The following is an 18,869-nucleotide window of genomic DNA, read 5'->3' as shown; positions in this document are numbered from 1 at the left end:
CATGAAAGAAGAACAGCCGAAACCCACACCCGCACCACATCCGGAACTGGAGCAAACCGGTACTTACAAGGTACAGGCGGGCAGCTATAAGGATAAGAAGCTGGCGAATAGCCATGCAGCTGTATTAAAAAGCAAAGGATTTGATGCAATCGTTAAGGAAGAAGCAGGACAGTATAAGGTACAGTGTGGAGCATTTAGCAATAAAGGCAATGCAACAGCCCTGGCGGATAAAATCAAAGGCGCTGGCTTCGACGCAATTGTAAAAGGTACAGAAGATTCCGTATGGGTTGGAAGATGCACTGGAGATGGTGTTAATGTCCGGAAAGGGCCGGGGACAAACTATGGTATCATTTCTGGACCATACAAGACTCTTAACAAAGGTAATCTTATGGATGTAATTAATAAAGAACCAGGATGGTACCAGGTTCTTATTGCTAAGAAGTACAGCGGTTTTATTTCTGCGAAGTATATAGAAAAGGTATAAAAATAGTCCATGTTATAATGCGGCTAGATCGGATTATCGTAGGTGAGGTACGTGGAGAAGAGGCGCTTGATATGCTGCAGGCGCTCAATACCGGACATGATGGCTCGCTCAGCACCGGACATGGGAACAGCCCCAGGGATATGCTGGCAAGATTAGAAACAATGGTTTTGCTGGGGATTGAGCTTCCGGTGTCGGCAATCCGCAGGCAGATTGCATCCGGAATTGATATTATGGTACACCTGGGGAGAATGCGGGATAGAAGCAGAAAAGTGTTAGAGATCATTGAAATTATGGGTTATCGCTATGAGACGGAGGAAATTATGACAAAAGTACTGTATGAATTTGAAGAGACCGGAACAGAAAAGGGTAAGATTACAGGTCAGCTTGTAAAAAAGGCTGCGTTAACAGATACCAGAAAATTACTGCAGCGGGGAGTCTACACTGGAGAAAAGATTTGAGGTATTGGAAAAAATTAGCTGCCTGGCGGTTTTATGCAGGAGATAAAAGGAGGATGAGAAATGGACTATAACCAGTATAATTTTACGGGTAAGCAGTGGATTTACCAGGTGCTGCTCTATGGGGTAATAGATGGAGCTGTCAGTATATTGTTTTACCGTTCCTTTCTTGCATTTATGGTTTTACTGCCTGGGTTCTTTTTTTTTCAGAAGCAAAGGAAAGGGGACTATATTCTGGCAGGAAAAAAAGAACTCAGCAAACAATTTCTGACTGGGATACAGGCCGTCTCTGCTGCGTTGTCTGCGGGATATTCCGTTGAGAATGCTTTTGAAGAAGCTTTGGGAGATATGGAGCGGGTGTATGAAAATGACGATATGATTATGAAGGAATTCACGCATATCAGAAATCAAATGAAGCTGAATCATACTTTAGAAAATCTCTTGCTGGATCTTGCAAAAAGAAGCAGGATTGAGGAAATTGAGAATTTTGCTGAGGTATTCAGTGCGGCAAAAAGAACCGGCGGTGATCTGATAACAATTATTCGAAATACTATTTTATGTATCAGCCAAAAAGAAGAAACAAAAATGGAGATTGAAACCTGTCTGTCCGCCAAGCGTCTGGAACAGAAAATAATGAGTGGTGTTCCTTTTATGATACTAATTTATGTAGGGATTGCATCTCCGGGTTTCTTAGATGTAATGTATCACAATCCTGCCGGGATCTGTATTATGAGTCTCTGCTTGATAACCTATGGAGCTGCCTATATGTGGGGGAAGAAAATCGTGGATATTGAGGTGTAGCGTATGATGTTATGTTGGGGGTTACTGGCGGTATTTGGCATTTTATTTGCAGTGGCATCTGCGGTTAAAGTTCCGGAAAGCTTCTATATTAAAAAGCTTATGATACCGTTTTATAAAATAAGTATTTTTATATTCGGAATGTTTCCAAAAAAAGGACGGTTTTACGTTCAAAAGAGAGTGGAAAAAGATCTGGAGGCTGTTAGCTGCGGGAAAAAGGCTGACATTCAAAATTATTATATGGAAAAGCTGGCACTGGGGCTGTGTATTGTTTTTATAGGGACAGGATGTTCTCTGGGAATACAGATTTTAACGGAATCGGATCAGATATTAAAAGAAGGCAATATACTGGAGCGTCCGGGATATGGAGAAGGAGATCTGGAAACAAGCCTTCAGGCAAAAATTGAGGGATTAGAGGATAAATCCGATATATCTTTTGATCTGGGAGCACAGCAGTACCGTTTGGAACAAAAACAGGAATTAATAACCCAGGCAATTGGGAAGCTGGAGAAATTAATATTAGGGGAAAATAATACTATGGACGAAGTAAGGAAAAAATTGTATCTTCCCCAAACAATTCTGGAAGGAAAGGTTCAGGCAGAATGGATTTCTGAGCCACTTGAGATAATCGATGAAGAGGGATTTATTATCGGTGATATTCCGGAAGAAGGGATTCTGGTAAAGTTAACCGCAAGCCTGGAATGCTTTGGTGAAAAAGGAGAATTCTGCACTTATGCCCGGGTGCTGCCGCCTGTTTACACAAAAGAAGAAGAATTATATGTTCAGTTAAAGAAGGAAATTGAACAGGCAAATAAAGAAGGGGCAGCAGAGAAGGAGATGGAACTCCCGGATCGAGTTGATGGTAAGAAAGTCAAATGGTCTAAAAGTCCATCAGAGATTGCAGGAATTTTATGTGTGGCAGCTATTTTGGCCGGAATCTGCGTCTATATAGGAAAGGATGCCGAACTACATAAATTGGCGGAAGAGAGAAGCCGGCAAATGACAATGGATTATCCTGACATATTGTTTAAACTGTCCATGCTTCTGGGTGCCGGTTTAACATTAAAGGCAGCATTTTCTAAAGTTGCAGCAGAATATGAAAAAAGTAAGGATTTCAGACATAAACGGTATGCTTATGAAGAAATGGCAGCCGCCTGTCATAAAATGCAGTTGGGTATGTCGGAAGCTGCAGCGTATGAAGACTTCGGAAACAGATGTCAGGAGATCAGATATGTAAAACTCGGCTCACTGCTTGCTCAGAATTTGAGAAAAGGTTCTAACGGACTTATGGAAATCTTACAGAACGAAGCGCTTGCCTCCATGGATGAGCGAAAACAGATGGCAAAGCGGTTTGGTGAGGCAGCCGGAACGAAAATGCTTCTTCCTATGGGAATGATGTTAGTGATTGTATTGGTTATTTTAATGGTACCTGCGGTTATGTCTTTTTGACGTCATAACTTAGATTTAACCTTTGCGTTACATGAGGGAAAGGAGGTGAGCAGCATGAGTCATGTCAGAGATTTTATCCGGGAAGAAGACGGCATAGGGGTTGTAGAGATTATTTTAATATTAGTGGTCTTAATCGGTCTCGTTATAATCTTTAAAAAACAACTAACCAGTCTGGTTAAAAGTATTTTCAGCAAAATAACAAGCCAAAGCAATGGAATCTAAAACGTGTTTAAAGCGTAATTATGATTTCGGTTGAAAAGAAGTTTTATGTTCAGATTATAAGATGAAAGGGGAGTATAAAATGGGGTGGTACAGACCAAAGGGAGCAATCACCGTATTCTTAAGTTTAGTTAGTGTACTGTTCTTATCTCTGATCTGTACAATGGCTGAATCGGCAAGGGTGCAGGGTGCAAGAGCGAAAGCAGAAGCAGTTTTGAACATGGGACTATTTTCCGTGTTTGGAGAATATGAGAAAAAGCTTCTGAATCAATATGATATTTTATTTTTGGACGGAGCTTATGGGAGCGGTACATATCATTCGGATAAAGTCAGACTCCGCATGGAGGATTTCATGTCCTATAATATCAATCCAGGTAAAGGATTTTCAGGCAATACTTTTGATCCGCTGAAGATGCAATTAGAGGATTGTAATATTAAGGGGATTTCATTGGCAACGGATGAGAAGGGAGAACCGTTTTACCAGCAGGCAGTTACATTTATGAAGGATAACCTGGGGACAGAAGTCCTGAACAAATTATTAAAGGATTCGGATAAAGCAAAGGAACAGGAGGAAGCTCAAAAGCTTTATGAAGAAAGTGATGAAAATAATGGAAAGCAGATGGAAGAGCTTAAAAGGCAGGAAGAAGATAGAATGGAGCAGGAAAGGCAGGAGGCAGAAAATAATAGTGGAGAAGAGGAGTTAGAACTGCCGGCGGAACCGGAAGAAGTACCGGAACCGGTTGAGAATCCACTGAAAATCATTAAGAAAATAAAGGAAATGGGAGTATTGGCTCTGGTTCTTAAAGATCCGGATGCTTTATCTCAGAAAGCATTGAATATAGCAGAAATACCGTCCGGACGAGAGCTTGAAGAAGGAAACCTTCCTATTATAAAGAAGCATGATGGATTGAGCGGAGATGTTCTGTTTCAAGAATATCTGTTGGATCATTTTCCTGATATGACCTCCAAGAAGAAGGAAGGGGCGCTGGATTATCAAATAGAGTATATTTTATGCGGGAAAGAGAGTGATCAGGAGAACTTAAAAGGTGTTGTGAACCGACTGCTTTTACTGCGGGAAGGGAGTAATTTTTTATATGCGTTGTCAAATCAGGAAATGCAGACCCAGGCGGGAGCATTGGCAGCTGCAATTGTAGGTGTATTGGCAGTGCCGGGACTTGTGACAGTGACAAAAATGGCGCTATTGCTGGCATGGGCATATGGGGAGAGTCTTTTGGATGTGCGCACCTTGCTTTCAGGGGGCAGGATAGCATTGGAAAAGACAGCGGCTACATGGAAACTTTCTTTGGAAAACCTGGGAAAGATAGCAGAGATTTTGCAGGAGGATGGAAGTTCGGACCAAAAGGGTTTAACTTATCGGGAGTATTTAAGAATGCTGCTGTTTACGGGGAAGAAGGCGCAGTATCCTATGAGGGGACTTGATTTAATAGAAGCGAATTTAAGAATGGAGGATAGTACCAAATACTTCAGGACAGATGCCTGTATCGAACAGATAAAAGCAGATACAAAATGGCAGGTCAATCCGTTGTTTATGAGAGTATCCGGAGCATTTTTGGGAATTGGAGAAGAAACCATAAAGTTTGAAGCAGAGGGTGTTTTTTCTTATTAAGTCAGGATGAACAATAAAAATCAGGTGAAGGTGAGGTGGATAAGGATGTTCTTTCGTTGTATCAGATTCCATAAAAACAAAAATAAAAACATAATTAAGAACCAAAATAAAAACCAAAACAAAAACCAAAATATTAAAAGAAAGGTAAAGAACTCTCTCCCGGCAATGATTCATAAAATGATCCATGACAACGGAAGAATATCCTTATCTGCCTTACGTCAGGCAAGTCTGACTATAGAAGCGGCAGTGGCATTACCATTATTTCTGTTCGCCATGATTTCTGTCTTATACTTTATACAGATAGTAGATTTATCAGTACGGCTGACCGGGGCGGTATGTGAGACCAGCAGTGAAATGGCTGTATATGCATATGTAAAAAATGCGGGGAATCTGCAGGAGGGAGGCATATCGGATATTATTACCGGTGGACTGTCTGCCGCTTATGCTAAGAACAAGGTGAAAATCAGGGGGAGATTGCAGGAAAACCGGGGCAGCCTCAGCCTGTTAAGGTCATCGTTCCTGAAAAAAAGTCAAATAATCGATTTGGCAGGAACGTATCAGGTGAAGTATCCGGTGACCTTATTCCCCATGAAACAAATAAAAATAGCTACAAGAGGAAGAGTAAGAGCGTGGACCGGCAGAGATGGTGTCAATGGCGATGGCAGCACTGAGGGTGAAGGAGCATTGGTTTTGATAACGGTAAACGGTAAGGTTTACCACAAAGATCCGGAATGCTCCCACATAAAATTATCCATTAAGCCGGTTAACAAAGATGCTGTGGAACACCTCAGAAACGAATCCGGAGGTAAATATTATCCTTGCGGACAGTGCCAGGGTGGAAGCAATACGGTATATATAACGGATACCGGAGACAAATATCATTCTTCGCTGGGGTGCAGCGGGTTAAAGAGAGGAATATTACTGGTTCCCATGTCTGAGGTACCAGACTGGCAGCCCTGTTCCAGGTGCGGGCAGTAAGAAGTGATCTGGACCAGGCTTATAGGTACACGTAAAAAAGTTCTGGTTAGAGGTTCACGTAATAAACGTAAAAAGTTGATGAAAAAGATTCACATTCAAGAAAGGTATGCGATGAATAAAGAAGGTTTATTATTATTTCTGATTATCAGTGCGGGATTAGATATTAAACGAAAAGAAGTGTCAATGGTATTAACTGGTCTTTTTGCTGCAGCAGCTGTTATCTGTAATCTCGCCTATCAGCAAATTCCGGTTATTATCTGGGTCTGCGGTATTTTACCGGGTATATTCTTTTTGGCTGCAGGATGGGCGACAAGGGGAGCTGTTGGAAGCGGTGATGGATTTGTTATTGCAGTGTGCGGATTATTTTTGGGAATTTGGGGGAATATCCAATTGCTGCTGATTGCGCTCTTTCTTTCTGCCCTGTACAGCATGGTTTTAATCGTGGTTAAGAAGGTAAAGAGGAGCCATACCATTGCATTTATACCATTTTTATTATTGGGCTATATCATTATGCTGACATTTGCCGGAGGTGAGGTGTATTAAATTGTGGAAAAGAAAGAAAGGAAGCTATACAGTGGAAGCCGCCATGCTGATGAGTATCTTAATACCCGTTTTTATTGGAATCATTTATCTGGGTTTTTTTCTGCATGATAAAGCATTGCTTGAAGGAGCTGCATTGGAAACGGCACTCTATGCCAGCCTTCATAATGTAGATAATAAGAATAACAATGAAGTGGAAGCACGGGCAGGAGCATTGGTTAAGGACAGGCTTTTGGGAACCAGAAAGTTAAAAAGTTCCGTGTCAATGGGGAAAGAGAATATTACGGTAAATTATAGCGGACGATTTCCGGTTCCGGGGTTTGTAGTCTCATACTTTATGGGAAATGAACTGAGAACCGGTGTTAATAAAGAATATACGTTAAAGCGTCCGGGTGATACCATACGCAAAGTAAAAGGTTTGCAGCGGCTTTTGGATAAGGGGGAAAAATAATGCAGGTAAGCTATAAAAGAGATATGAATCATAATTATCTGATTCTGGATCCGGAAGAACAGATATATGGGAGCGAATATCAGATCCGAATGCTATCCATGAATGATATACGGGGGCTGTTAAAATGCAATATGAAAAAAATGGACGGAAAAGTTTATTTTTACTATGAAGTTACATCAAAGCAGTCGTTGGAGCGGATCTTTGAAAAGAGTACTATGACCATGGATGACATTAAAACGCTTCTCCTTGGAGTTAAATCTTCCATTGAGAATGTTGCGGCTTACCTGCTGGAACCGGATCATGTATTATTAGACCCTTCTTATATTTATATGGATATTGAAACGAAAGAGCCCTGCCTTTGTTATCTGCCTTCTTATAAAGGCTCTATTACATGCTCATTCAAAGAACTCGCGGAGTTTATACTTAAGAGATTAGATCATAACGATCATGGAGCGGTATCTCTGGGATATGATATCTACAGGCAGACAACAGAAGAAAATTTTAGTATAGAACAGATTATACAGAGTGTTTACAGGGTGCAGACATCCTCTGATTTAAGGTTATCCCGTAACTCCGGTCAGCCAGGTGAGCTTGATGTAAATGCTGAGCTTACATCAAAGGCTTCTAAGTCCGTTAAAGCTGAGTTGAACCAAAAGGAGGAACTTGAGGAAAGTCCGTTTATAGATACCACAGATGCGGAATTAAAGAGACAAATCTTAGGTGAAAAGGAAGACGGAAAAGTAAAAGAAGAGTCGGGGCAAAAAAGAGACAAAAATAAAGAAATAAAAAATAAAGATATAAAGGTTAAAGAACGTAAAGTTAAAGAAGTTAAAAAAAATAATGAAGTTAAGGGGAAGCATGATAAAAGTTCCTATTATAATAGGAAGGAAGACGGCAAAAATAAACCTGGGAGGGAAATTCGAGGCAGTCATAAAATTTGGGACAAGGTGAATTTTAAATTAAATTTTTTTATAATTACTGTGACAGCTGCGATCATAGGAGGGATATTTGCGGCAGGAAGTTATTTGGAAGCAGACATGACCCTGTTGGGAGGCATTGTCTTTTCTGTGTTAGGGGGAGCGGGATATTTCATCTCCTTTATTAATAGGAAGAAACTCAACAAAAATGAAAAACAAATCAAAGGAAACTCGGATATAGATAACATAGCAGAATTTCTGGAAGAAGATGAGAATGATATAGAGGCAGGGGTAATTAGCGGCATGGAAGCGGCATTTAGGCCAGATATGCAATTAAGGAGCCAAACTAAAATAGAGGAGGGGTATCAGGCAGAGAAGGAAGAACAAATTGGACAAACTACAATTCTCTGCGGTGATGAAGAACTTAAAAAATTATGTTTTATCAGTATGGAACCTCATTTAAGAGGGAATATTCTTTTATATGATAAAACACTGTATATAGGAAAGATGAAGTCTAAGGTGGATGTACGAATAGATCTTCCGGTAGTAAGCAGGGTTCATGCTAAAATCTGGCAGGAAGAAGGTTCATTCTATGTTATGGATTTAAACTCCATGAATGGAACGTTCCTTAATGGAGAGAGGCTGGAAGCTAATGAAAAACGTGAAATCAGGCCTTCGGATGAAGTGGCTTTTGCCAGAGCTTCCTATTATATAGGAAGGTAAGCGTTCATATGAAACTTAAAATAGGGGTGTAAGCGTTAAATATAGCAGAAACTTATCCCTGATTGGTTGCAGAACCGGGTGCGTTATGATAAGATAACTTCAGAAAACAGGTGAAGTTAATGGAGGAAAATAGATGAATATCATAGGAATTATTGGAGCGATGGATGTAGAAGTAGACGCACTGAAGAAGGAAATGGAAAATAAAACAGTTACGGTTAAGGCTGGTATGGAATTTTGCCAGGGTATCTTAAAAGGACAAAACGTTGTTATTGTAAGAAGTGGGATAGGAAAGGTAAATGCGGCTGTTTGCACACAGATCTTAGTGGATGTCTTCCATATAACCAGAGTAATAAATACTGGTATAGCAGGATCACTGAATGCAGGGATTGAGATCGGTGATGTGGTTATTGCTACAGATCTTGTACATCATGATATGGATGCTACAAATTTTGGATATCCATTGGGACAGATCCCTCAGCTGGATGTATTTGCTTTTGCAGCAGATAAAGAGATTTCCGAAATCGCAGCAAAAGCCTGCCAGGAAGCAAATCCTGATATTCAGGTATTTCGGGGAAGAATAGTAAGTGGCGATCAGTTTATCAGTAATAAAGAAGTGAAGAATAAGATTACGGATAACTTTCAGGCCTATTGTACAGAGATGGAAGGGGCAGCAATTGCCCAGACCGCATATCTTAATAAGATACCATTTGCAGTTGTCAGAGCAATTTCCGATAAATCTGATGATAGCGCAACAATGGATTATCCTACTTTTGAGGCAAAAGCTGCACAGCACAGTGTAAATCTTGTGAAAAAGCTGATGGAGGCATTGGGTTAATTCGGATTTTTGGTGGGGAGAGGACATGCTCTCCCCCAAATCAAAAGCAATGCAAGTAAATTTTTATTATATTTTTTACCGAATCAAAATTTTTTTGAAAATATCTTGGCAAATCTGCAGAAAGCATTTCAAATATTTTTTTAACATTTCTGAAGCATTCCCCAAACTGCCTTCGAACCGCTAAAATAAATGGATTTCAGGAAATTGACTTATAGAAAAATGAGTTATTTCACAGTGAAATTGAAGGGTCTAACTTGAACCCCAAAACTCCAAAAACCCCCGTAAATAAGCCGTTTCCGAGGTTTTTTTGTCGAACGATTCTACTTTACAAATTATTTTTTGTGGGATATGATGGCGGTACAAATCAGAAAGGTGAAGGGGGATCACAATGATAAGGTCTATCTTACAACAAAACATGTTATTTTACGCAATGGCAGCAATCTGTATTTTGGGGGTAATCAGTCAACTAGTATTAAATATTCTATATGACAGACTGATACGGGATGCAGAAAACTACACAGAAGCGAAAGGAAAGTTTATGAAGCGGTTACGACAGCAATACGTCGCAAGTAAACGGTTAAATGAGGGATTAACCAATACATCAGTTTTTGTAAAGAAAAGCATTTATCAGTATCATTGCCTTGGCATGAATCTACACCAATGGCGCCGTATGGGAGGAACAGCACTTGTTCTATGTTTAGGAATAGCCGGAGCAGGATATCTGCTGGCAGGTGCACAAAACCTCGCAGTAAATATTGTACAGAATTATCTATGGGCCGGTGGAGCGGCGCTGCTGCTGCTGCTAGGAACCCAGGCGGTGATTGATGTTGGATATAAAAACAGGTATTTGCAGGTACAGTTGGAAGATTACCTGGCAAATTCCGGAATAGGACATGCTTATAAGGAGGTGGACCTATCATCACTATCGGAGAGTGAGAAAAAGCAGGAGCCGGTATCAGAGGCAGAGTCAGTAAAAGAGAAAGAAAAGACGCCGATTTCACTAGGGGTGAAAAAGCGGCAGGTCAGGCCGCTGGAAAGTAAGGCGCAAAAAGATAAGCGTGAGTTAAAACAGAATCTGGCAAGAATAAAGGAGGGGTTAGATGAGACTGCGGCAGATCGTGAGCATAGCAAGGAGCGGAACACGGAAATCCTAAAACAAATGGATCCTGCGGAGCAGGAACGAGTCATAAGGGAGGTGCTAAAGGAATTTTTGTCTTGATTAAGTGTAGTACATTTGGTAGAATGATGGATAAGAACATATAAAACACGCATAGAAGGAGTGAATATCATGGGAAATAAAGTAACGTTTGATTATTCAAAAGCAGCTGGATTTATTGGTGAAAACGAAGTAGAAGCAATGAAAAATATAGTTGCTGCTGCTAAGGACACGCTGGTATCAAAGACAGGTGCTGGGAATGATTTCCTGGGATGGATTGATTTACCTGTAGATTATGACAAGGAAGAGTTTGGAAGAATTGAGAAGTCAGCGGAAAAAATTCAGGGAGACAGTGAGGTGCTGCTGGTCATTGGTATCGGCGGATCCTATCTTGGTGCCAGAGCGGCAATAGAATTTTTACGCCACAGCTTTTATAATATGGTTTCAAAGGAAATCCGTAAGACACCGGAGATTTATTATGTAGGAAACAGCATCAGCAGCACCTATTTAAAGCATTTAATCGATGTTATCGGGGACAGAGATTTTTCTGTAAACATTATATCAAAATCAGGTACCACTACTGAACCAGCAATTGCTTTTCGTATTTTCAAAGAAATGCTGGAAACAAAATATGGCAAGGCAGAAGCAGCCAAGAGAATCTATGCTACAACGGACAAGGCCAGAGGGGCCCTTAAAAACCTGGCTACCGAAGAAGGTTATGAAAGCTTCGTAGTTCCGGATGATGTGGGCGGACGTTTCTCCGTATTAACCGCAGTAGGACTGCTTCCTATCGCAGTAAGTGGAGCAGATATTAAGAAGTTGATGGAGGGCGCTGCGTCCGGAAGACAGCGCGCTCTGGAAGCTGATTTTGAAGAAAATGATGCATTACAGTATGCAGCAATCCGTAATATCCTGTTAAGAAAAGGCAAATCAGTAGAGATATTAGCCAACTATGAACCAAGCTTACACTACGTATCTGAATGGTGGAAACAATTATATGGCGAGAGTGAAGGAAAAGACCAAAAGGGAATATTCCCTGCAAGCGTAGATCTGACTACAGATCTCCATTCTATGGGTCAGTTTATCCAGGACGGAAGCCGTATTATGTTCGAAACAGTATTGAATGTAGAAGAGTCTCAGTGTGAGTTAAAAATCGGGGAAGAGCCGGTAGATTTAGATGGCCTCAATTATCTTGCAGGACAAACTGTGGATTTTGTAAATAAAAGTGCTATGAATGGAACGATCCTTGCTCATACGGATGGAAATGTGCCAAATCTTATGGTTACTATTCCGAAGCAGGATGAGTTTTCCTTAGGTGAGCTGTTCTATTTCTTCGAATTTGCATGTGGTGTCAGCGGCTATACATTGGGAGTAAATCCTTTCAATCAGCCGGGTGTCGAAAGCTACAAGAAGAATATGTTTGCGTTACTTGGAAAACCAGGATTTGAAAAAGAAAGAGAAGAATTGTTAAAACGTTTATAGAAGTGATTTTTATCGAGGTATTAAGAAAGGTATTTAGCCGCAGTCTGCGGCAGATGATGTTAAAATAGATCGAAGCAGCTATTTTGTAACAATTAGTATTTTTAAGATAGAAGTTCATAGATATAGGTTTTAATTAGTGCGATTCCAGGGATAAGTGGGCCTAATTCTAGATATGGTTCACAAAATCAGGAAAACTGCATAAATTCATATAGAAGGGGGCTGCCTTGTGTTATATAAGGTGGCCTTTTTCCGATGGATTTTATATGGATTCAGGTAAACGCCTAAACGCAGGTAGTATGAGATGTCGGAAAGGAAAGCCGTAATGATGAAGATCGTGATATTAGAAGGAAAAACAATAGGAAATGATATGGATTTGTCTTGTTTTAAAGAACTTGGGCAAGTGGCTGTCTATGATACAACCCAGGAACATGAGGTAGCGCAAAGGGTAAAAGATGCAGACATTGTGATCATGAATAAAGTTCCTATGAATAGGGAGAATCTTGTGAATGCCACAAATCTGAAAATGATTGCAGTAACGGCGACCGGTTATAATGTGCTGGATAAGGAGTATCTGGATTACAGAAATATAACAGTTGCCAATGTGGCAGGGTATTCCACAAATGCAGTTGCACAACATACAATTTCCATGGCGCTGTTTTTGTTACATAAATTAAGTTATTATGACCAGTATGTAAAAAGCGGGGAGTATGTGAAAAGTGAGCTATTTACACATTTTGGTGAGCAGATTTTTGAACTGGAAGGTAAGAACTGGGGGATTATCGGATTAGGGGCAATCGGCAGGCGTACTGCCAGGATTGCAGAGGCTCTTGGCTGCCATATAATCTATTATTCTACTTCGGGAAGAAATAAAGATGCGGTTTATGAGCAGGTTGATTTTGATTCTCTGCTGCATCGGTCTGATATTATCTCGGTTCATGCGCCGCTTAATTCGGATACCGAGAATCTGTTGAATTTACAGGCTTTTGAAAAAATGAAAAATACAGCAATTTTGTTAAACGTAGCAAGAGGTCCTATTGTAAATGAAAGAGATTTAGCAGAAGCATTAAAAGAGGGGATGATTGGAGGTGCCGGATTGGATGTCCTGACAGAAGAGCCCATGAAAAAGGACAATCCGTTGTTGGAAATCCAGGATAGCAGGAAATTACTCATTACCCCTCATATTGGATGGATCAGCAAGGAAGCCAGAGAGAGGCTGATGAAAGAAGTATATTTAAATATTCAAGCATTTCAAAACGGAGAAAAGCGAAATGTAGTTTGATATATTGCTGTTTGAGAGAGAATGGAATTCATTTGTAGCCACTGTGGGAGAAAGAAGTTCTAAATAAAGCCCCCTTTAGCAGGAGGCTTCATTCGTAATGCGTTTTAGAGAATGGTTTGAAATCAATTTTTGCCAGATGTGCGTCAAGTCTTGTGAGAGTCTATTCCTCAATAACATGTATCTCCAAATAATCAAAATCAATCGATTCAATAAAATTATCCTGATTAAAACGTGCTTTATCATGGCGTTTGAACTCAGCCACTGTTGCATCCAGCCACAGTGGCTTACCCAGATCAAATTCGTAACAGGCGGCATCCAGGGCATTAAAAATTTTATGGGTTCTGGTTTCACCGGTGTCATCACAGATCACGGTATCCCGCAGCATTTTATTATCTTTAAATATCTTAAACCATATTCGCATCATATTAATGTGTTTCCTTTCTTGCTGTTCGTCTATTCAAGATTTCAAACTGCCGCTTATTCATTAAAGTAGTCATAGATCAGAGAGGATAAACTGTTGATGTGATTTACTGCTGAATTGGTGGCAGCCAGGTCTGTGGACATAATGCATAGTATGTAATCACAGGCGTTGGAATATACAATAGCAGCATCATTTTCGGAGTTGCTGACCTCACCTGTTTTATTTGCACTTGTCACGCTTTCCGGAAGTCCGGCTGGAATCTTATAAGTGATTTTCTGATTTAAAAGGAGATCTTCCATGCTTCTTGAAGCAAGGTGCGAAACAAGTTTTCCTTTATATATTTTTTCCAAAAGTTTTCCGCAGTCAGCGGGGGAAGTCTGGTTTACTGCATTTTCTACCCAGAGGCTGGGATCAGCCAGTCCGTTTACCTGCTTGGTGTTTTTAAAGCCGTTCTTCTGGATAAATTCATTTACCATCTTCATGCCTTCACTGTGGTCTTTGGTCGGTGACAGGGATCGCACCAGTTCATTGGAAGACTCATTGTCACTTACGGTGATCATATCATTTAACAGTCGGTCAATGGTTTCGGTTTTTTCAAGAGTTCCATCTGCAATATGCTGGTACACGGTTCCCATGATGTAAAGCTTAATCAGACTGGCTGATTCCATGGGATGTTCATTGATGCTGATCACGTCTCCTGTTTTTAAATTTTTCAGGTAAAGCCCCCAATCGCCCGCGAAGCTGTCAAGCATATTGGTAAGTGTACCTTCAAACTCTTCCCAGGTCTGCTTGATGGGAAGCTTTTTGTGTAGATATAATGGTGTCAGTCCAGCTTCTTTTCCTACCCTCAGGTCAAAAGTCTGGGGAATGGATTTCTTTGAAGGTTCTTCACTATATCGGAGAAGATAACTTTCAGGGGAAGCCATGATTGATTCAATTTCCGTAGTGGATGGTTCGGTTTCCGGTGAGGAGTTGATAACTGCGGTATCTTTTTTGTTATAAATCTGATATTTGGAATCTGTATCGGATTCTTCTGATGAAATTTTATAGTATCCCGATTCGGATTCAGCTTTTTCTGTGACAGTAGTACTGCTGGAATATTCAGCAGTGGTTTCTTTTTCTGTAAAATCATACTCATTCAGTTCTGAGTTGTAGAGATCGTCGTCTGTATCATTCATTTCGTTGGAATCATTGCCTGAGTTTTCTTCCAGACTTATGCGCAGTTCCTGAAGCTCGGTGAGTTTTTCTGTAATCTGGTCATATATATGAAGTTCTAATGTACCTGTTTTCTCAGCTTCACTGTTGGATGTCCCCGATGAGTCGGATGAATTGTTGGTTTTCAGGGACAGTGAGTCCGATTCCTGTCCGGATGCAACGGTATAGACTGTTTTTTCCGAATATGCGGCAGAACCGAGCAAGAAGGCGAGAACAATAACGGCCAAACATTGAAGCGATTTAAAAAGTAGTGCTTCTTTATCTTTTATCATTTTGTATCAACCTTTCGACAGTATATTCTATGTTACATCATACAATAAACCAAATTTATTGTAAATAGGAAATGTAGGGATTATTGGTTGCCCTCTGCCATGTTTCCATAGTATAATCATACCAAATACAAAAATCCCGGAGGCGTTTACATTTATGGAAACATTAGAAAGACGAGAACAAATCATTAAAATCCTGGAACAGAGCCAGGTTCCTGTGTCTGGGACAGAACTGGCGAAAAGACTGTCTGTCAGCCGTCAGGTTATTGTCCAGGATATTGCACTTTTACGGGCGGTTAATAAAAATATACTGTCTACCAATAAGGGCTATATACTCTACCATACATCAGTTCCGGCAAGGGCAAGGCGGTCGGTTCGGGTAAAACACCGTGCAGACCAGACCCGGGAAGAGTTGTACTGTGTCGTTGACCTGGGCGGGAAAATGCTGGATGTGGTTGTAGAGCATGAAATATATGGGCAGATTATGGTAGACCTGATTATCTCAAACAGAAGAGATGCAGATGAATTTGTAAATAAGGTGGAGCATTATAAGACCCGCCCGCTCAATGCGTTGACGGATGGGGTACATTATCATACAATCGAGGCGGATTCCGAAGAAATTCTGGATGAGATTGAAAATGAGCTAAAAGAAAAAAGAATACTTGATTAATGATCAAAAATATGGTACATTTTCCCCAGTGACAAGACAGCTGTCAAGAACTTATAATACTGTATAAAGACTATTTTATAGGGTAAAGTCTTAATTGATGGCTAATACGATCCGGGAGGGAAAGATGAATTTAATTAAAAGGTATTTAAACAGAGTTTTCATTGATGGTCTAAGTGGCATGGCTCTGGGCCTGTTTGCTACATTGATTGTTGGAACCATCATTCAACAGATTGCAAATCTGATCGGGGGCGATATTGGAGCGCTGCTATTCCAGGTGGGCAAGGTGGCGGCAGCCATGACCAGTGCAGGTATTGGTGTGGGTGTTGCCTATAAGTTCAAAGAAAGTCCGCTGGTAGTACTTTCTGCGGCAACGGCCGGTATGATTGGCGGCTTTGCAGGCAAGATTCTGGCTGGTACCGTTCTGGTGGACGGGGCGATTGTTCTGGCTGGACCGGGTGAACCCCTGGGAGCTTTTATCGCCGCATATGTAGCAATTGAAGTGGGACATCTGGTGTCCGGGAAAACGAAAATCGATATTCTGGTAACACCGATTGCAACAATTGCATCCGGTGCAGCGGTAGGCCTTCTGGTTGGACCGCCCATTTCCAGATTTATGGAAGGACTTGGAGCAATTATTAACTGGGGAACCGAGCAGCAGCCATTCCTGATGGGGATTATCGTATCTGTAATCATGGGTATGGTTTTAACACTTCCCATCAGCTCGGCTGCACTGGGCGTAATCCTCAATCTTTCCGGTCTGGCGGCAGGAGCGGCTACCATAGGGTGCTGCTGCAACATGGTAGGATTTGCAGTAGCCAGTTACCGGGAAAATAAAGTGGCGGGGCTTCTTGCCCAGGGTATAGGAACCTCTATGCTCCAGGTACCCAACATCGTACGAAAGCCGGTGATATGGATTCCCGCAATTTTATCCAGTGCCATATTAGGGCCTGTTGGTACGATGATCTTAAAAATGACCAGTAATGCAACTGGTTCCGGTATGGGAACCGCAGGACTGGTAGGACAGATCATGACGTATCAGACTATGGCTCCTGTGGAGGGATCTACCGTAGTTTTATTCAAAATAGCGGTGATACAGATCTTACTTCCTGCAATTGTAACGCTGATTGTATCAGAATTTATGAGAAAGAGAAACTGGATAAAACCAGGTGATATGAAGTTGGATTTGTAATATAGCCTCAGAAAGAGCAGGGATAATTGCCAGGTGAGTTCTGGCATCTGATTCCTGCTCTTTTGTTTTCCCATTTTATCTGTTTTTCTATAAACACTTATGGTAAAATAAATAATCATAACACGTTGGAATCGTTTGTACATCATTGCCCACATAAAATGCTGCACGAACATATATTAAAATAAATCAGGAGGTTTGGAAATGTTAAAAGGAACAGGTTTGGTTCATATTTATTATGGTGATGGAAAAGGAAAAACTACAACCGGTATGGGGCTGACGATCAGGGCAGCAGGATTCGGGTACAAGGTTCTGGTTTACCAGTTTATGAAGAACAATAAGACCAGTGAACGTAAGATTTTGGAAAAGGTAGACAATATCCGCATCATAGATGGGCTGGAGGAAGAAAAATTTAGTTTTCAAATGACACAGGAGGAAAAGGCAGAGCGCAGGGAGTTTTACAAACAGCAGTTTTTAAAAGTGACACAGATTGCCAAAGAAGAAGGATATGATGTGCTATTTATGGATGAAACAATTTATACCATCAGCGCAGGACTGCTGGATGAAAAGGTAGTTTTAGATTTCCTCAAAGATAAGCCGGAAAATCTTGAGGTCATCATAACGGGAAACACCCCTAGCCAGGAACTGATAGATGCTGCCGACTATGTATCTGAGATAAGAAAGATTAAACATCCCTTCAACCAGGGACAGGCGGCACGTGACGGTATTGAGCGGTAAGTAAAAATGATATATTTTTGTAGTAAAAAGTTGATTTTTTTACTACTATTTTTCATTTTGTAAAATTCCTCCCACATGGGTCAAAAAAGTAAATTTTTGTGACAAGTAATCGTATGTACTTTGTTATTTGTAATCATTATACTGATGATAAAGATATGCGAAAGGGAGGAAAAAAGATGAAATGGAGAGGAAAAAAACTGACAGCTTTATTGGCTGTAACATGCTTATGCCTCAGTACTCCGCTCACTGTAGCGGCTGAGCTGAGAGAACAGAGTTCTGTTATAGAACATGTTGAGACAGAAGCAGAAAATCCAGTACAAACAGAAGACGGCAGCGCACAGGAAGGCAGAACAGAGGCCGGGAGCGAAACAGAGACGGACCAGGTGCTTATGGATGAGAACCAGGCAAAAGAAGCTTCTGCAGACTGGGTTGAGGTTGACAACAAATCAGACCTGGTAAAATACTCCGGGAAATGGGAGGTGGAAACGGGAGACTCCCATATTGGAGGAGATGCCAGGCAGTCCAATGCACCGGGTGCATGGGCAGAGGTTACGTTCACTGGTACCGGTATTCGTTGGATCGGACAAAAAGATACCAATTATGGGGAAGCCAGGCTTTACCTGGATGGAGAAGAAATAGACAGGGTAAATGCAGCAGGGACAGCAGTAATGCAGGAAGACCTCTATACGCTGGTTGGAATTCCCTTTGGTGAGCATACCCTCCGTGTTGAAGCGGTAGGACCTGAGATACAGTATCAGAACTATATTGAGGTGGATGCGTTTGAATATACTGGGGATACCAGTGAAGTAAAGGCGGATACCTTAAGTGTAAACCCGGACACAATATCCTTAAAGGTTGGAAAAACTACCAGCCTGAGTGTTGATGTACTAATGGGAACTGCACATGTGTATAATCAGGAAGTGGAAGTGGTCAGCAGCAATGAGGAGATCGTAAAAGTCAGCGATGGATTAACTGTT

General features: G+C 41.0%; 18 protein-coding genes and 2 pseudogenes. 18 read left to right on the top strand and 2 right to left on the bottom strand.

Annotated elements, in window-relative coordinates:
• From RHS_RS27340 to RHS_RS27275, 14 genes and pseudogenes are all read left to right on the top strand, one after another.
• Nucleotides 1-484: SPOR domain-containing protein (locus RHS_RS27340; RefSeq protein WP_047834951.1), on the top strand; the 484-nt coding region annotated here is incomplete at its 5' end.
• A gap of 17 nt (nucleotides 485-501) precedes the next feature.
• A pseudogene (locus RHS_RS27335) lies at nucleotides 502-942 on the top strand (ATPase, T2SS/T4P/T4SS family); the annotation flags it as partial.
• A gap of 60 nt (nucleotides 943-1,002) precedes the next feature.
• The gene (locus tag RHS_RS27330) at nucleotides 1,003-1,740 is read left to right on the top strand and encodes a type II secretion system F family protein (protein WP_047834950.1); all 738 of its coding nucleotides are present in this window, start codon (nucleotides 1,003-1,005) and stop codon (nucleotides 1,738-1,740) included.
• A 3-nt stretch (nucleotides 1,741-1,743) separates the two neighbouring features.
• The gene (locus RHS_RS27325) at nucleotides 1,744-3,186 is read left to right on the top strand and encodes a type II secretion system F family protein (protein ID WP_395023599.1); all 1,443 of its coding nucleotides are present in this window, start codon (nucleotides 1,744-1,746) and stop codon (nucleotides 3,184-3,186) included.
• Between the two features lie 54 nt (nucleotides 3,187-3,240).
• A complete protein-coding gene (locus tag RHS_RS27320; RefSeq protein ID WP_027295317.1) occupies nucleotides 3,241-3,408 on the top strand; it encodes a Flp1 family type IVb pilin in 168 nt (55 codons plus the stop codon).
• 79 nt (nucleotides 3,409-3,487) lie between these two features.
• On the top strand, nucleotides 3,488-5,032 hold the full coding sequence (locus RHS_RS27315) for a DUF5702 domain-containing protein (protein WP_047834948.1): 1,545 nt from the start codon (nucleotides 3,488-3,490) through the stop codon (nucleotides 5,030-5,032).
• A 165-nt stretch (nucleotides 5,033-5,197) separates the two neighbouring features.
• Nucleotides 5,198-6,010, top strand: coding sequence for a hypothetical protein (locus RHS_RS32155; protein ID WP_395013500.1), 813 nt, complete (start codon nucleotides 5,198-5,200; stop codon nucleotides 6,008-6,010).
• Between the two features lie 111 nt (nucleotides 6,011-6,121).
• A complete protein-coding gene (locus tag RHS_RS27305; protein WP_047834947.1) occupies nucleotides 6,122-6,553 on the top strand; it encodes a prepilin peptidase in 432 nt (143 codons plus the stop codon).
• A 1-nt stretch (nucleotide 6,554) separates the two neighbouring features.
• Nucleotides 6,555-7,001, top strand: a complete 447-nt coding sequence (locus tag RHS_RS32150; protein ID WP_395023598.1) for a TadE family protein — start codon at nucleotides 6,555-6,557, stop codon at nucleotides 6,999-7,001.
• Complete coding sequence (locus RHS_RS27295; RefSeq protein WP_047834946.1) at nucleotides 7,001-8,641, top strand: DUF6382 domain-containing protein; 1,641 nt, start codon at nucleotides 7,001-7,003, stop codon at nucleotides 8,639-8,641. The genes RHS_RS32150 and RHS_RS27295 overlap by 1 nt, the downstream gene beginning before the upstream one ends.
• Nucleotides 8,642-8,774: 133 nt before the next feature.
• Nucleotides 8,775-9,476 (top strand): 5'-methylthioadenosine/adenosylhomocysteine nucleosidase, encoded by a 702-nt coding sequence (locus RHS_RS27290; RefSeq protein WP_047834945.1) that lies wholly within the window; start codon nucleotides 8,775-8,777, stop codon nucleotides 9,474-9,476.
• 388 nt (nucleotides 9,477-9,864) lie between these two features.
• The gene (locus tag RHS_RS27285; protein ID WP_395023597.1) at nucleotides 9,865-10,695 is read left to right on the top strand and encodes a hypothetical protein; all 831 of its coding nucleotides are present in this window, start codon (nucleotides 9,865-9,867) and stop codon (nucleotides 10,693-10,695) included.
• A 69-nt stretch (nucleotides 10,696-10,764) separates the two neighbouring features.
• Nucleotides 10,765-12,114, top strand: a complete 1,350-nt coding sequence (locus RHS_RS27280; RefSeq protein ID WP_027295311.1) for a glucose-6-phosphate isomerase — start codon at nucleotides 10,765-10,767, stop codon at nucleotides 12,112-12,114.
• A 325-nt stretch (nucleotides 12,115-12,439) separates the two neighbouring features.
• Nucleotides 12,440-13,393, top strand: coding sequence for a D-2-hydroxyacid dehydrogenase (locus tag RHS_RS27275; protein ID WP_047834953.1), 954 nt, complete (start codon nucleotides 12,440-12,442; stop codon nucleotides 13,391-13,393).
• A gap of 160 nt (nucleotides 13,394-13,553) precedes the next feature.
• Here RHS_RS27275 and RHS_RS27270 read toward each other — a convergent pair whose 3' ends face one another.
• Complete coding sequence (locus RHS_RS27270) at nucleotides 13,554-13,817, bottom strand: hypothetical protein (RefSeq protein ID WP_027295307.1); 264 nt, start codon at nucleotides 13,815-13,817, stop codon at nucleotides 13,554-13,556.
• Nucleotides 13,818-13,870: 53 nt separating this feature from the next.
• Complete coding sequence (locus RHS_RS32145; protein WP_395023596.1) at nucleotides 13,871-15,301, bottom strand: serine hydrolase; 1,431 nt, start codon at nucleotides 15,299-15,301, stop codon at nucleotides 13,871-13,873.
• Nucleotides 15,302-15,455: 154 nt separating this feature from the next.
• Between RHS_RS32145 and RHS_RS27260 the strand changes: the two genes are divergently transcribed.
• The 4 genes and pseudogenes from RHS_RS27260 to RHS_RS27245 form a co-directional block, all read left to right on the top strand.
• Complete coding sequence (locus RHS_RS27260) at nucleotides 15,456-15,968, top strand: transcription repressor NadR (RefSeq protein WP_027295306.1); 513 nt, start codon at nucleotides 15,456-15,458, stop codon at nucleotides 15,966-15,968.
• A 124-nt stretch (nucleotides 15,969-16,092) separates the two neighbouring features.
• On the top strand, nucleotides 16,093-17,157 hold the full coding sequence (locus RHS_RS27255) for a PTS sugar transporter subunit IIC (protein WP_047834943.1): 1,065 nt from the start codon (nucleotides 16,093-16,095) through the stop codon (nucleotides 17,155-17,157).
• A gap of 201 nt (nucleotides 17,158-17,358) precedes the next feature.
• Nucleotides 17,359-17,892: a cob(I)yrinic acid a,c-diamide adenosyltransferase gene (locus RHS_RS27250; RefSeq protein ID WP_044289563.1), complete on the top strand. Its 534-nt coding sequence runs from the start codon at nucleotides 17,359-17,361 to the stop codon at nucleotides 17,890-17,892.
• A 176-nt stretch (nucleotides 17,893-18,068) separates the two neighbouring features.
• A pseudogene (locus RHS_RS27245) lies at nucleotides 18,069-18,869 on the top strand (hypothetical protein); the annotation flags it as partial.

The organism is Robinsoniella sp. RHS (assembly GCF_001029355.1).
Classification (GTDB): domain Bacteria; phylum Bacillota; class Clostridia; order Lachnospirales; family Lachnospiraceae; genus Robinsoniella; species Robinsoniella peoriensis.
This window is presented reverse-complemented; position numbering and strand designations above follow the sequence as displayed.